Below are 14,252 nucleotides of genomic sequence, written 5' to 3' on the forward strand. Positions count from 1 at the left end.
CATGATCCGACGCGCCGCGCCCGCCGCTCCCCGAGCGCTCGCGGTGGCCGTGCTCACGGTGATGCTGGGCGGCCAGGCGCTGCGGAACCTCGCGGGCTGGTGGGGCTGGGGCGTCGTCGTCGCGGCGCTGCTGGTCGGCGTCGTCGTGCTGCTGGTCCGGGTGCGGCCGCGGCTGCGCTGGAGCCGGACGCCCAAGGCGCTCGTCGCCTTCCTCGCCCTCGCCGTGCTCTCGCTGCTCTGGTCCGCGTACCCCGGGGCGAGCGCGATCGGCGTCGTCGCGCAGCTCGCCACCTCGCTCGGCGCGGTCGCCCTCGCCCTGACGCTCAGCACGGCGCAGTTCGTCACCGCCCTCGGCCGCGCGCTGCGGATCACCGTCGGCGCCTCGCTCCTGTTCGAGCTCGTCGTGGCGGTCGTCGTCCGCGCGCCCGTGCTGCCGTTCGTCATCGACCTCCCCGCCGGCCGCATCCCGGACGCCTTCTACTGGTCGCAGGCCGCCCTGTTCACCGGCGAGCCGATTCAGGGCCTCGTCGGCAACCGCAACCTGCTCGGCTTCCTCGCGCTGCTCGGCCTGATCGTCGTGCTGATCGAGCTGGCCGCGCGCAGCCTCCGTCCCCGCTGGGGCGTCGTCTGGATCGTCCTGTTCGCCGCGACGCTCCTGCTCACCCGCTCCGCCACCGTGCTGCTCTGCGTCGTCGCCGTCGCGGCGGCCGCGGGCTTCGCGCTCTGGGCGCGGCGCCGCGGCGAGTCGGAGCGGCGGCCCGTCTACGTCACGGCCGCGGCGACCGCCGTCGTGCTCGCGGGCGGCGCGATCGCCGGCTGGGGCGCCCTGCTCGGCCTGCTCGGCAAGAGCGAGGACGCGACCGGCCGGCTCGACATCTGGCGCTCGGTCTGGGCGCTCGCCGCCGAGCGGCCCGTCCTCGGCTGGGGCTGGGTCAGCTACTGGGCGCCCTGGGCCGCCCCGTTCGACACCCTCGCCGAGCGCAAGGGCGTCCTCTACCTGCAGGCGCACGACGCCTGGCTCGACGTCTGGTTCCAGCTCGGCCTCGTCGGGCTCGTGCTCTTCACCGCCCTCGTCGTCTCCACCCTCTGGCGCGCCTGGTTCCGCGCCGTCGACCGGCCGCGCCGCAGCGCGACGACGGCGCTGCCCTACTCTGCCGTGTCGCTCGCGCCGCTGCTGCTGCTCGCCGCCCTCCTCGCGCAGGCGCTGTTCGAGAGCCGGCTCCTGATCGAGAGCGGCTGGCTCCTGCTGGCCGCCCTGGCGGTCCTGACCAAGCAGCCCGCGAACGAGGAGGAGGACGCGCTCACCGCCGAGCCGATCCCCCTCGCCGGCCAGCGCGCCGTCCGATGAGGGGCGGACGGCCGTCGGCGCTGCCGGCCGCCCTCGCGGACGCCCTGGCGTCCCCGCAGTTCGCGGCGGCCCTCGCGCAGACCTCCCTCGTCGTCGTGCTCTGCGCGCCGGCCGTGCGCGGGATGATCGGCTGGCCCGGCTACATCGCGGCGATCGCGACGCTCACCGCCCTCGCGGCCGTCATGCTCGTGCTGCGGCGCGAGCTGCTCGACTGGGAGGGGCTGCTGCCGACCAGCATCCTGGTCTTCCTCGGCTGGATCGCCCTCAGCACGCTGTGGAGCGGCTACCAGTGGGCCACCGCCTCGAGCGTGCTCTACCAGCTCGCCCTCGCCTTCCTCGCGATCGCGATCGGCCTCACCCGCGACATCATCCAGGTGATCCGAGCGGTCGGCGACGTGATGCGGTTCGTGCTGATCGGCTCGCTGGCCGTCGAGGTGCTCTCCGGCGCCCTGATCGACCGGCCGCTGCGCTTCCTCGGCGTCGAGGGCCTCCTGGCCGCCGGCGGCCCGATCCAGGGCCTGGTCGGCACCCGCAACCAGCTCGGGCTGGTCTGCCTGCTGGCGGTCGTCACCTTCTCGGTCGAGCTGATGACCCGGTCCGTGGCGCGCGGCCCGGCCCTCGCCTCCCTCGCTCTCGCCGCGGTCACGCTGGTGCTCACCCGCTCGGCGGTCAGCGCCGGAGTGCTCGTCGTCGCCGCGGTCGTCGCCCTGATCCTGCGCTGGGTGCGCCGCGCCACCGGCGAGCAGCGCCGACGGCGGCAGTACACGACGCTCGCGGTGCTCGTGGCGTCCGCGCTCACCGCCGGGCTCTTCCGCTCCCGGATCGTCGACCTGCTCAACGCGGGCAGCGAGTTCGAGTTCCGGGTCACGCTCTGGCAGCAGGTCTGGCGCTTCACCGACCTGGCGCCGATCATCGGCTGGGGCTGGGTGGGCTACTGGCGCACCGACCTCTACCCGTTCAACGCGATCGACTTCCTCTCCGGCCGGCCGCACTCCTCCAGCCTGAACGCGGTGTTCGACCTGGCGCTGCAGGTGGGCGTCGTCGGGGTCGCGCTCTTCCTCGTGCTGGTCGGCCTCGCCCTCTGGCGCTCGTGGCTCATCGCCTCCGAGCGCAAGGCGGTCGTGCACGTCTGGCCGGTGCTGGTGCTCAGCGTCCTCGTCGTCACCTCGCTCGCGGAGAGCTCGCTCCTGGTCGACGCCGGCTGGCTGCTGCTGGTGATCTGCGCGATGCGCGCCGCGCAGGGGCTCAGCTGGCGGCGGCTCCTGCACCCCGGCGACCGGCCCGGCGGGCTGCCGCGACAGCCCCTAGCACCGCCAGGTGCTCCTCCCGGCAGCGCTCCCAGCTGAACCGGGCCGCGCGCTCGACGCCCTTCGCGCCGAGCTCGGCGGAGCGCTCGATCGCCTCGAGGATCCCGTCCGCGATCGAGCGCGGCTCGAGCGGATCGACGAGCACCGCGGCGTCGCCGCAGATCTCGGGCAGCGAGCCGGAGTCGGCGGCCGCGACCGGGCAGCCGGAGGCCATCGCCTCGATCGGCGGGAAGCCGAAGCCCTCGTAGAGGCTCGGGAAGGCGAGGACGGCGGCGCGCCGGTAGAGCTCCGCCAGCTCCTCGGTGCCCACGTGCCCGCGCCACTCGACGAAGTCGGGCAGCGGGCCGAGCTTCTCCAGGTCGCCACCGGTCAGGACGAGCCGCAGATCGTGGCCCTCGGCGCGGAGCAGGCGCATCGCCTCGAACAGCCGCGCGTGGTTCTTGTGCGGCCAGGCGCGCGCCGGGTAGAAGACGAAGTCCTCGCGCGCGCCCAGGTGCGGGCGGAAGCGCTCGGTGTCCACGCCGAGGTGGGAGACGTGGATCCGCTCCTCCGGGATGCCGAGCAGCTCGACGATCCGCCCCTTGGTGAACGCGCTGATGGTGATGATCGCGTCGGCCCGGCGCGCAGTGGCCTCGTAGGCGATCCGCCGGAAGACCCGCTCGACGCGCGGGAAGAGCTGCGGGAGGTCCCGGTGCTGGAGGTCGAAGAGCATCTGCACGTGCCCCTGCCGCCGCGACGGCCAGGGCAGCGGGACGGTGAAGGGGAAGTAGAGGATCTCGTCCGGCCCGAGCAGGTGCCGGAGCCGGACGGTGCGCAGCAGCGCCTGCAGCATGCCCATCGCCCGGCGCCGGTGGCCGGCCCCGCTGACGACGCCCTCGGCGACGATCTCGGGCACGCCCTCGCTGAAGCCGCGGGCGTTCTCGGGGACGAGCGCCTGCACGCGCAGCCCCTCCTCCCCCGGCCGCGTCACGAGGAGGCGGGTGAGCGCGCGGGCGTAGGTCTCGCCGCCGCCCATCCCGCCGGGGTCGACGGTGAGCACGGCGAGCGTGACGGGGAGGCGTTCCGGCATGGCGTCCGATCGGATCGAGGCTCCCTCGTGGTGAGGGCCGGGTCAGACTACCCGCGCCCGCCCTCGGCGCCGCGGAGCGCCCCCGGCGGGTGCTCCGCGGCGCGGCGGAGGCCGGTGGGTAGTATGTAGCCCGCTGTCACCGACCCCGACGAAACGGACCACCACGTGCCCCGCGCTTTGATCACCGGAATCACCGGCCAGGACGGCCTCTACCTCGCCGAGCTGCTGCTCGAGAAGGGCTACGAGGTCTTCGGGCTCGTCCGAGGGCAGAACAACCCCAAGTACGAGCTCGTCCGCCGCACCGTCCCTGAGGTGACGCTGCTCACCGGTGACCTCACCGACGTGTCGAGCCTCGTGCGCGTGCTCGCCGCCTCGCAGCCCGACGAGGTCTACAACCTCGGCGCGATCTCGTTCGTCGCCTACTCGTGGGAGAACGCGTCGCTCACGACCGACGTGACCGGCAAGGGCGTGCTCAACATCCTCGAGGCCGTGCGCCTCTACGCCGGCGACGACATGTCGCGCGTGAAGTTCTACCAGGCGTCCTCGTCCGAGATGTTCGGCAAGGTCCAGCAGGTCCCCCAGAGCGAGGAGACCCTCCTCTGGCCGCGCTCGCCCTACGGCGTCGCCAAGGTCTTCGGCCACTACATGACCATCAACTACCGCGAGTCCTACGGCATGCACGCCTCGTCGGGCATCCTCTTCAACCACGAGTCGCCCCGCCGCGGCCCGGAGTTCGTCACCCGCAAGATCAGCCTCGCGGTGGCCCGCATCAAGCTCGGCCTCCAGGAGACGCTGGAGCTCGGCAACCTCGACGCCAAGCGCGACTGGGGCTTCGCCGGCGACTACGTCGACGCGATGTGGCGGATGCTGCAGCAGCCCGAGGGCGACGACTACGTGGTCGCCACCGGCGAGACCCACGAGATCCGCGAGTACCTCGACATCGCCTTCAACCACGTCGGCATCGAGGACTGGACCCCTTACGTCACGCAGAACCCCGCGTTCATGCGCCCGGCCGAGGTCGACCTGCTCATCGGCGACCCGGCGAAGGCGCGCGACGTGCTCGACTGGCAGCCGAAGGTCTCCTTCCCCGAGCTGGTCTCGATGATGGTCGAGAACGACCTCGCCGAGCAGTCCGCGCTGATCAAGTAGCCGCCGTGCCCGCAGCGTTCGTCACCGGGGCGAGCGGACAGGACGGGGGCTACCTCGTCGAGCGTCTGCTCGCCGACGGCTGGGAGGTCTCCGCGCTCGTGCGCGACGAGGACGCCTCCCTGCCCGCGTCCGTCCGCCCCTTCCAGGGTGATCTCCGCGACCCCGCCGGTCTCGGCCGCGTGGTCGCCCAGGCGCGGCCCGACACGGTCTTCCACCTCGCCGGGATCTCCTCGGTGGCGCAGTCCTGGCAGGAGCCGGTTCTGACCGCCGAGGTCACCGGCACCGCGGTCGCCGCCCTGCTCGAGGCGTCACTGGCCCTGCAGGACTCCGCGGGGCGCGAGGTCCGCTTCGTGCAGGCGTCCTCGTCGGAGATCTTCGGCGCGGCCACCGAGAACCCGCAGACGGAGTCGACGCCGATCCGCCCCGTGTCGCCGTACGGCGCCGCGAAGGCGTTCGCGCACCTCCTCGTCGGCGTCTACCGCGGCCGCGGCCTGCACGCGTCCTCCGCGATCCTCTACAACCACGAGTCGCCGCGCCGTCCCGAGAGCTTCGTCACCCGGAAGATCACGGCCGGCGTCGCCGCGATCGCCGCCGGGACCGCGACCGAGCTCTCGCTCGGCAACCTCGACGCCCGCCGCGACTGGGGCTGGGCGCCCGACTACGTCGACGCGCTCGTCCGCGCCTCGCGCGCCGAGGCGGCCGGCGACTACGTCGTCGCGACCGGCGTCGCGCACTCCGTCCGCGAGTTCGTCGGCGCCGCCTTCGCGGCCGCCGGCATCGACGAGTGGGAGGACCGGATCCGGATCGACCCGCGCTTCGCCCGCCCCGTCGACGCCCCCGAGATGCGCGGCGACGCGTCGAAGGCCCGGGCGGAGCTCGGCTGGGCGCCGACGGTCGCCTTCGAGGAGATCGTCGCCCGCATGGTCGAGAACGACCTCGAGCTGGCCCGCGCCGCGAGCTGAACCGCGGCCCGGCCCCGCTCGGGGCCGGGCCGGCTCACTCCGCGTCGGCGAACGGCCGGCCTGCGTCGGACGCGGCGCCCTCGGTCGTCCCGGCGCCCTCGACGAGGTAGTCCCAGACGCGCTCCGCGTACTGGTCCCACGTCCCGCCGTCGATCGCCAGGGCCTCGGCGGTCAGCCGCTCGTGCAGCGCCGTGTCGGTCAGGAGCCGCTCGAGCGCGGCGGCGATGTCCTGGTCGTCGTGCGGATCGACGAAGAGGGCGCCGCCCTCGGACGCGACCTCGCGCATGCTGCCGAAGCCCGACGTGATCACCGGCGTCCCCACCGAGAGCGACTCGACGATGGGCAGGCCGTAGCCCTCGTTGATCGAGGGGAAGACCGTGCAGTGCGCCAGGCGGTACGCGCTCCAGAGCAGGGCGTCGGTGATCGAGGACAGCGAGCGCACCGGGCGCCCGAAGCCCTCGAGCACCTCCAGCCGGTAGAGGAACTCGGCGCTGTTCCACGCGTTGCCGCCGATGAAGACGAGGCTGAACTCCAGACCGCGCCGCCAGAGCAGCTCGGCCGCGTGCAGCACGGCGAGGTGGTTCTTCCGCGGCTCGTGGCTGCCGACGCACACCACGAGCGGGAGACCCTCGGTCACGAGCGAGCGGGCGGCGGTGGCCAGCTCCTGCTCGGTGACGTCCTCGGGCTGCGACGGCAGGAGGATCGGCCGGATGTCCGGCCCCGCCACTCCGATGCTGCCCAGCATGTGGCGCCAGCCCGAGTACTCGGTCGCGGCCGCGGACGAGATCGTCGCGATCCGGTCCATGTGCGAGACCGCGACGAGGGTGCGCGAGAAGGCCGCGCTGATGCCGGTGCTCGCCGTCTCGGCGGTGGTGACCGGGACGCAGTCGAAGCCGATGGTGCCGGTGCGGTTGCCGCTGAACTCGGCCAGCGCCGCGATGCGGGAGGTCCGCTCGTCCTCGACCGCGAGCTCGGGGAGGATGTAGGTGCACTCCCACGGGACGATGACGCGGGAGCGGTCCTCCTGGGCGTCGCGGACGTCGCCGGCGACGGCGTTCCGGCTCTGCTCCGGGGTGAGCAGGACGAGCGACTCGTGCGTGCTGTCCCACCCGGCGAGCAGGACCTCGTGGTCGCGGGACCACCGGGCGATGCTCTGCCGGACGACGCGCTGGATCCCGGTCGCGAGACCGGTCCGCGCGGTGTGGTGGACGTCGATCACGACGGCCCCGACGACCACCTCGACGTCGGGGTGGTGGAACCGGGCGAAGACGCGGTCCGAGGCGATCGTGGACGCGGCGTGGCGCAGCAGCTCCGCCGTGCCGCCGAGCCGCGCTCGGCGACGGCCGTCGACGACGTCCTCGCGACGCGGCAGCGTCCCGCGGAGCACGGACAGCACGAGCCAGACCTCCCGGTCGCTCGGGGCCGGGAGGAGGACGCTCAGCTGCCCGGTGAGCGCGTCGACGCTCGAGAGCGGCTCGACCGCGGGGGCGAGGGTGCGGACGAGGGTCGAGAGACGCTCGATGAGGTACTGCTTACTGCGCACGGCGCGCCTCCTCAGGCTCGGTGGGCTCGGGATCGAGGCGCTCGGGTCCGGCGGACTCCGGCTCGAGCGACTCCGAGTCGGTCCGCTCCGAGTCGAGCGGCTCCGAGTCGAGGAAGGCCGAGGGGGCGATGAGGGCATCCCACAGCTCCGCGGCGTAGTCGTCCCAGGTGCGCACCGGGCGCTCCACGGCCTCGCGGCGCAGCCGCTCGAGGAGCTCGGCGTCCGTGAGGAGCGCCCGCATGGCGTCGATCAGCTCGTCGTCGGACGCGGGGTCGATGAGCACGCAGCCGCCGTGCTCGGCGATCTGGGCCGTGCTGCCGAACTTCGAGGTGAGGACGGGCAGGCCGATCGAGAGCGCCTCGGCCACCGGCAGTCCGTAGCCCTCGTGCAGGGACGGGAACGCGAGGAACCGCGCCTCCCGGTAGCTGGCGACGAGCACGTCGTCGCCGACTCCGCGCAGGACCTCGACCGGCCGGCCGGCCGCCACGAGCTCGCGCACGCGCGGATCGAAGACCTGGTGCGACCACGGGTTCGCCCCGCCGATGAAGCGCAGGCGGAACCGGAGCCCGGCGCGCCAGAGCACCTCGGCGGCGTGCAGCACGGCGAGGTGGTTCTTGCGCGGCTCCTGGCTGCCCACGCAGAGCACGAGCGGCATCGACGACGTCGTCCCGCCGACCGCGCGGATCCCGTCGGGCAGCTCGACCGGCAGCGGCACGGCCTGCACCGAGGGACCGACCAGGCCCTGGGCGGGGAGCGCGCGGACGAAGCCGCCGTACTCGAGCGCGGCCGCCGAGCTCACCGTCGCCACCCGCGCGGCGTGCTTCACGACCGAGAGGAAGTTGACGTAGCGCACCGTCTCCTCCGGCGGGACCGTGTCGGCGCTGATGACGGGGATGGCGTCGTGCCCGAGGATCACGACCTCGTTCCCGGAGTGCTCCGCGAGCGCGGACAGCGGCCCGCACTGGTTGTACTCGGGGACGGAGGGGATCACGACGACGCAGCGGTACGGCACCACGAACTCGGTGCGCTCGGGGTCGCCGTGGCGCCAGGCGCGACGGTCCGACGCGGCCCAGTCGACGACGCGCTCCCGCTCGATCGGGCTGAGCCGGCGGAAGGACAGGGAGCCGTGCACCCAGGCGACCGGGATGATGTCGTGCGTCGCGTCCCAGCGCGAGACGGTCTGGCGCACGACGCGCTGCACGCCGGTGTTGTGGCCGTGCCGGGCGGGGAAGTCGACGTCCACGAGCACGGCGCCGGTGACGACCTCGACCCTCGCTCCGAGGTCGGCGAAGCCGGTCGCGGTCCGCGAGCCGGCCTCCATGAAGATGCGCAGCGCCGCCTCCTCGGGGGCCAGCGCGATCGCGCGCCGGAACCACTGGAAGAGCTCGCTGGTGGGGTAGGCGGCGGTGAAGGAGACCAGCGCCACCCAGGTCAGCTCGTCGTCGCCGCGGAGCCGGATCTCCCGGGCCACCTCGTCGAGGTACGGGCCCGGACCGCGGGCGAGCAGCGAGCGGCGGGTGTCCTCGTCGAAGAGGAGCGCTCCGATCTGCTCGAGGCGCTGCAGCATCGCCTCGGATCGCTCCGCGCGCGCAGCGGCGGTGCCCTCGCTCATCGCGCCCGACCGGACAGCCGGCGCTTGGCGAAGCGCGCCGTGTGGCCGATCGCGCCCGGCAGGCCGAGCTGCCGGACCCGGATCTGGAAGGTGCGGACCAGGCGCAGGGGCTTGGTGACCCGCCAGGAGAGGGTGTGCTCGAAGCCGCTGGCGGTCACCCCGCCGACCTGGATCCGCTCGACCCACAGGTCGAAGGGGTCGTTCAGCAGGGCGTCGACCTGGGTGCGCAGACGGCGCAGCTCGCCGGCGTCGCCGCCGGGGAGGTCGTCGCTCGAGGGAGCCTCGTCCGGCTGGAACGCCTGGAGGCTCGGGTCGGCGGAGATCGGCGCCTCCTCGGCGGAGCCCCCGAGTTCGGGGACCGGATCGCCGGCACTCTGGGCCACAGGCTCCAGCGGGACGTCGGATGGCTGCGTGGGCATGGCGAACACCTCGTTCGTGTCGTTCAGTCGGCGAGCGGGGACAAGACTACCCGCGCGGCGGCTGCGGTCGGCGCGCGCTCCGGCCGTGCCGCTCGGGTCGGCACGTATAATGATGCGGTCCGTCGCACGGCGGAGGCCGAGACCTTGGAGTTCCATGCCCATCAGTCCAGTCGATCGCGCACGCTCCATCGCCGACGAGCCCTTCCAACTCGCCGGCACGACCTCGGCGGTCGGCGGCGGATCCGGCGGCTTCGTCGCCTCGCTCCTGGAGATCCTCCGGCACCGCGAGCTCCTGCGGCTCCTGGTCGGCCGCGAGCTCAAGTCCCGCTACAAGGACAGCAGCCTCGGCTTCGTCTGGAGCCTCGTCCGGCCGCTGATCATGCTGCTGATCTACTACGTGGCCATCGGCCAGATCCTCGGCGCCTCGCGCGGCGTGCCGAACTTCGCCATCTTCGTCTTCTCCGGGCTCACGCTCTGGGGGCTCTTCAGCGAGATCGTCACCGCCGGCACGACGTCGATCCTCGGCAACGGCGGACTGATCAAGAAGGTCTACCTGCCGCGGGAGATCTTCCCCGTCGCCGCGATCGGCTCGGCCCTGTTCAACTTCGCCGTCCAGTTCGTCGTGCTGATGGTCGGCGCGGTGCTCACCGGCTCGCTGGTCTTCGGCCGGGATCTGCTCTACATCCTCCCGGCGCTCGCGATCACCCTGGTCTACGGACTGGCGTTCGCGCTCGCACTGTCGGCGCTGAACGTCTACCTCCGCGACGTGCAGTTCCTCGTCGAGGTCGGCCTGCAGATCTTCTTCTGGCTGTCGCCGATCGTCTACGCGTGGAACTTCGTGGTGACCGCCACGACCGGCGCCGGCCGGGGCTGGCTCGAGCAGCTGTACCTCTTCAATCCCATGTCCAACGCGATCCTCGCCTTCCAGCGCGCGATCTGGGGCGACGGCTCCCGGGTCAGCGTCATCGAGGGCAACGAGATCGCCCCCCAGGTCTGGCCGCCCGACATGGCGCTCCGCCTGCTCATCGTCTTCGCCGTCGGGGTGGTGTTCGTCTGGATCGGGCACCGCATCTTCCGGCGCCTCGAGGGCAACTTCGCCCAGGAGATCTGATCGTGACCCTCACCAGCAAGCCGGAGTCGGCCTCGGGCCCCACGGCCACGCCCACCGTCGTCCGCGTCCGCGGCGCGTCCAAGCGCTTCGTGATCCGCAAGGACAAGTCGTTCAAGGAGCGGATCGTCAACTTCGGCCGCGGGCGCAAGCACCGCGACGAGTTCTGGGCGCTGCGCGACGTGGACCTCGAGATCCCGCTCGGCTCCACCGTCGGCCTCATCGGCGCCAACGGCTCCGGCAAGAGCACCCTCCTCAAGCTGATCGGCGGCATCGTCCAGCCGACCACCGGGACGGTCGAGCGCCGCGGGCGCCTCGCCGCCCTGCTCGAGCTCGGCGCCGGGTTCCACCCCGACCTCACCGGCCGGGAGAACGTCTACCTCAACGGCGCCATCCTCGGGCTGTCCCGGGCGGAGCTCGACGGCAAGTTCGACGCGATCGTCGAGTTCTCGGAGATCGCCGAGTTCATCGACACCCAGGTGAAGTTCTACTCGTCGGGCATGTACGTCCGGCTCGCGTTCGCGATCGCGATCCACACGGATCCCGACCTCCTGCTGGTCGACGAGGTCCTCGCCGTCGGTGACGAGCCGTTCCAGCGCAAGTGCATGGACCGCATCCGCGCCTTCCAGCGCGCCGGGAAGACCATCGTCCTGGTCACCCACTCCCTCGAGCAGGTCGGCGAGCTCTGCGACCGCACGATCGTGCTCGAGAAGGGCAACGTCGTGTTCGACGGCGAGACGTCGGAGGGTCTGCAGGTGCTCCGCGAGAGCTTCGAGGACCGGCGCCAGGCCCGTCAGGAGCGCGAGGCGGCCGCCGCCGGCGCCGAGGACGAGCCGGCCCCGACCCTCATCGACATCCTCGACTGCCGGCTGCGCGGCGGATCGATCGAGCACGGCGGCATCGTCGTCCGCAGCGGCGAGTCGCTCGAGTTCGACGTCACCGTGCGCACCAGCCGGCCGGTCGACGACTGGAACATCGGCATGGGCATCGACACCCCCCTCGGGCAGCGCGTCTTCGGCACCAACACCGAGCGCATCGGCACCCCGCTGTCGAGCGTCGACGGCGAGATGACCGTCACTTTCACCCTGCCCGATCTGCACCTCGGCGGCGGCAACTACGCCGTGCACGCCTCGGCGGGCACCTTCTCGCAGGGCGAGACCACGCGGACCCCGGTCGCGGCGACCTTCACGGTCGAGCGCTCCTCCGTGCACGACGGCGTCGTCGACATCGACTCCGAAGTCCGCCTCAGCCGGCCGTGAGCGCAGCGCGCGGCCGGCTGCTGGTCGACGCGACCGCGCTCACCGCCCCGCGACTGACGGGCGTGGGCCGGGTCCTGCTCGGGATCCTCCGCGCCCTCGACACGGACGACGTCGCGGCGCGAGCCGAGGTGCTGCTCGTCGTGCCGGCGAGCGAGGCGGACGCGCTCGAGCGGTTCGGCTTCCGCACCCTCCGCGTGCGCCCGGTGCCGCTCCCCCGCCGGCTGTGGAGCGCGCTGACGCGGCTCCCCTTCCCGGGGATCGACCTCCTCCTCGGGCGCGGCGCCTACTTCTTCCCCAACTTCCGCAACTGGCCCCTCACCCGCTCGCGATCGCTGACCTTCGTGCACGACGTCTGCTTCGCGGTCCTGCCCGAGTTGGTCCCCCGCGAGCGCCGCGAGCTGCTCGCGCGGGAGGTGCCGCGGTGGCTCCGGCGCTCCGATCTCGTGCTCACCGGGACTGCGTCCTCCGCGCGCGAGATCACCTCCGCGCTGGGCGTCGACGCGGACCGCGTCCGCGTGCTGCCGACCACGGTCGACGTCGAGCTCTTCCACGCCCGCACCGCGGCCGAGGTCGCCCGGGCCCGCGAGGCGCACTCGCTCGGGCGCTACCTCCTCTTCGTCGGCTCGATCGAGAAGCGCAAGAACCTCGCGACCCTGGTCGACGCCTACGCCGAGGCCGAGAGGCCCGCCGGGCACACCCTGCTCCTCGTCGGCGGCGACGGCTGGGACAACGGCGACGTCCACGACGCGGTCGCGCGAGCGGTCGCCGGTGGAGCGGACGTCCGCTTCGCGAGCGGGTACGTCCCGGACGAGGACCTGCCCGCCCTGCTCACCGGCGCCGACGCCGTCGCGATGCCGTCCTGGCACGAGGGATTCGGCCTTCCGGCACTCGAGGCGGTCGCCTGCGGGAGTCCCGTCCTCGCCGCCGACATCCCGGGACTGCGCGACGCGCTCGCGGGCCGGGAGGAGGACGCCGTCTTCGTCGCCCCGGCCGACCGGGCCGGTTGGGTCGCCGCGATCGAGGCGGCGGTGCGCAGTCCGCGACGCGTCCCGCCGCGGGAGGTGCCGGGCTGGGACCGCGCCGCGCGGATGCTGCTCGACCTGGCTCTCGCCGAGCCGACGGCCTGAGCGTCCGCCGCCGCGTCGGTCAGCGCAGGCGGGGGATGCGGCCGGTGTCCGCGGCTGCGGCCTGGTCGTCCTCGAAGAGGGCGGCGGCGGCCTGCTCCGCCTCGCGGTTCGCGACCACGCCCCCGCTCCGGTGGTGTCCGAAGACCCAGAAGCGGTAGAGGACGAAGCGGAACGCGGTGGCGAGCAGGAGGCCGATGACGTTCGCGGAGATGTTGTCGGCGACGAGGTTGTCGAAGCCGAGCACGTAGTGCGAGATGTACAGCGGCAGCAGGTTCACCAGCATGCCGGCGACCGCGACGACGCTGAACTCGGCGAGCTCGAGGAGGTAGTTGGCGCGGCGGTGCTCGCGGAACGTCCAGTAGCGGTTGCCGAACCAGGTGACGACGGTCGCGGCGGCGACCGCGACGACCTTCGCGCCGATCGGGCCGGAGAGGAGGTGTTCGCCGCCGATCCCGCCGACCCGCAGCAGGTTGAAGACCGTGACGTCGACGACGAGGCCGAGGATCCCGACGACGCCGAACTTCAGCACGTAGGAGATCAGACCGCTGTAGAGCGCCTTCGCCAGCGCGACGGGTCCCCTGCCGGCCACCGGCTCACACCCCCGCGGTCTGCGGCGGGCGGGTGCGGGAGCCCTCGCGGACCCGGATCTTGAGCAGGATCCAGAGGGCCTCGAAGCCGTCCTTGACGGTGATCTTCTTGCCCTCCTCGCGGGTGCGGGCCTTGTAGCTGATCCCGACCTCGTAGGGGCGGTAGCCGCGGGCGAGGAGCTTCGCGGTGACCTCCGCCTCCATGCCGAAGCCCTTCTCCTTGATCTGGAGCGAGCGGTAGAGGCTCAGCGGCATCAGCTTGAAGCAGGTCTCGACGTCGGAGACGTAGGCGTTGAAGAGCACGTTCGTGATCAGGTTCACGCCCTTGTTGCCGATGACGTACCAGTAGGAGAACGAGGTGTGGCTGCCGAAGGTACGGCTGCCGTAGACCAGCTGCGCCTCGCCGTCGAGGACGGGCTGCAGCAGCGTCGGGATCTCGCTGGGCCGGTACTCCTCGTCGGCGTCGCAGATGATGACGTAGTCGCCGGTCGCCTCCTGGACGGCCCGGCTGATCGCCGCGCCCTTGCCCTGGTTCACCGGCTGGTGGAAGACGCGGATGCGCGGGTCCTCCAGCGCGTCGAGGATCTGCTTCGTGCGGTCGCGGCTGCCGTCGTTGACGATCACGAACTCGATCTCGACGCCGTCCTGGAACTCGATCGCGAGCACGCGGTCGACGGCCTTCTGGAGGGTCGCCTGCTCGTTGTAGACGGGCATGAGGATGGAAAGCTTCACGTCGGGATTCTCTCTCGTGCGGCGCCGGGC

General features: G+C 72.6%; 13 protein-coding genes. 7 read left to right on the forward strand and 6 right to left on the reverse strand.

Features of this window, described 5'->3' with window-relative positions:
• The first annotated feature begins 1 nt into the window (after window position 1).
• On the forward strand, window positions 2-1,348 hold the full coding sequence (locus tag EDF36_RS19865) for an O-antigen ligase (protein ID WP_123734341.1): 1,347 nt from the start codon (window positions 2-4) through the stop codon (window positions 1,346-1,348).
• Entirely contained in the window at window positions 1,345-2,694 is a 1,350-nt protein-coding gene (locus EDF36_RS19870; protein ID WP_123734342.1) for an O-antigen ligase, read from the forward strand. The genes EDF36_RS19865 and EDF36_RS19870 overlap by 4 nt, the downstream gene beginning before the upstream one ends.
• On the opposite strand, the gene EDF36_RS19875 is transcribed toward EDF36_RS19870, so the two are convergent.
• Complete coding sequence (locus tag EDF36_RS19875) at window positions 2,594-3,724, reverse strand: glycosyltransferase family 1 protein (RefSeq protein ID WP_123734343.1); 1,131 nt, start codon at window positions 3,722-3,724, stop codon at window positions 2,594-2,596. The two genes, EDF36_RS19870 and EDF36_RS19875, sit on opposite strands and share 101 nt — an antisense overlap.
• Window positions 3,725-3,889: 165 nt before the next feature.
• On the opposite strand from EDF36_RS19875, the gene EDF36_RS19880 reads away from it, so the two are divergent.
• Entirely contained in the window at window positions 3,890-4,873 is a 984-nt protein-coding gene (locus EDF36_RS19880; RefSeq protein ID WP_123444375.1) for a GDP-mannose 4,6-dehydratase, read from the forward strand.
• Between the two features lie 5 nt (window positions 4,874-4,878).
• The gene (locus EDF36_RS19885; RefSeq protein WP_123734344.1) at window positions 4,879-5,835 is read left to right on the forward strand and encodes a GDP-mannose 4,6-dehydratase; all 957 of its coding nucleotides are present in this window, start codon (window positions 4,879-4,881) and stop codon (window positions 5,833-5,835) included.
• Window positions 5,836-5,869: 34 nt separating this feature from the next.
• Here the strand turns inward: EDF36_RS19885 and EDF36_RS19890 are convergent, their stop codons facing one another.
• Genes EDF36_RS19890 through EDF36_RS19900 form a run of 3 tightly spaced genes read right to left on the reverse strand, consistent with a single transcriptional unit; the run spans window position 5,870 to window position 9,409 of the window.
• Window positions 5,870-7,378, reverse strand: coding sequence for a glycosyltransferase family 1 protein (locus EDF36_RS19890; RefSeq protein WP_185020578.1), 1,509 nt, complete (start codon window positions 7,376-7,378; stop codon window positions 5,870-5,872).
• Window positions 7,368-8,990, reverse strand: coding sequence for a glycosyltransferase family 1 protein (locus tag EDF36_RS19895; protein WP_123734346.1), 1,623 nt, complete (start codon window positions 8,988-8,990; stop codon window positions 7,368-7,370). Before EDF36_RS19895 ends, EDF36_RS19890 begins: the two co-directional genes overlap by 11 nt.
• A complete protein-coding gene (locus EDF36_RS19900; RefSeq protein WP_148060109.1) occupies window positions 8,987-9,409 on the reverse strand; it encodes a hypothetical protein in 423 nt (140 codons plus the stop codon). The genes EDF36_RS19895 and EDF36_RS19900 overlap by 4 nt, the downstream gene beginning before the upstream one ends.
• A gap of 154 nt (window positions 9,410-9,563) precedes the next feature.
• On the opposite strand from EDF36_RS19900, the gene EDF36_RS19905 reads away from it, so the two are divergent.
• From EDF36_RS19905 to EDF36_RS19915, 3 genes are read left to right on the forward strand one after another with little or no spacing between them, the layout of a single operon-like run.
• A complete protein-coding gene (locus EDF36_RS19905) occupies window positions 9,564-10,520 on the forward strand; it encodes an ABC transporter permease (RefSeq protein ID WP_123734348.1) in 957 nt (318 codons plus the stop codon).
• Between the two features lie 2 nt (window positions 10,521-10,522).
• Complete coding sequence (locus EDF36_RS19910; RefSeq protein ID WP_123444369.1) at window positions 10,523-11,776, forward strand: ABC transporter ATP-binding protein; 1,254 nt, start codon at window positions 10,523-10,525, stop codon at window positions 11,774-11,776.
• Window positions 11,773-12,903 (forward strand): glycosyltransferase family 1 protein, encoded by a 1,131-nt coding sequence (locus EDF36_RS19915; protein WP_123734349.1) that lies wholly within the window; start codon window positions 11,773-11,775, stop codon window positions 12,901-12,903. The genes EDF36_RS19910 and EDF36_RS19915 overlap by 4 nt, the downstream gene beginning before the upstream one ends.
• 19 nt (window positions 12,904-12,922) lie before the next feature.
• On the opposite strand, the gene EDF36_RS19920 is transcribed toward EDF36_RS19915, so the two are convergent.
• Window positions 12,923-13,492, reverse strand: a complete 570-nt coding sequence (locus EDF36_RS19920) for a GtrA family protein (protein ID WP_243586413.1) — start codon at window positions 13,490-13,492, stop codon at window positions 12,923-12,925.
• A 4-nt stretch (window positions 13,493-13,496) separates the two neighbouring features.
• Window positions 13,497-14,222 (reverse strand): glycosyltransferase family 2 protein, encoded by a 726-nt coding sequence (locus EDF36_RS19925; protein ID WP_123702629.1) that lies wholly within the window; start codon window positions 14,220-14,222, stop codon window positions 13,497-13,499.
• Between the last annotated feature and the right edge of the window lie 30 nt (window positions 14,223-14,252).

The organism is Rathayibacter sp. PhB152 (assembly GCF_003751395.1).
GTDB lineage: Bacteria > Actinomycetota > Actinomycetes > Actinomycetales > Microbacteriaceae > Rathayibacter > Rathayibacter festucae.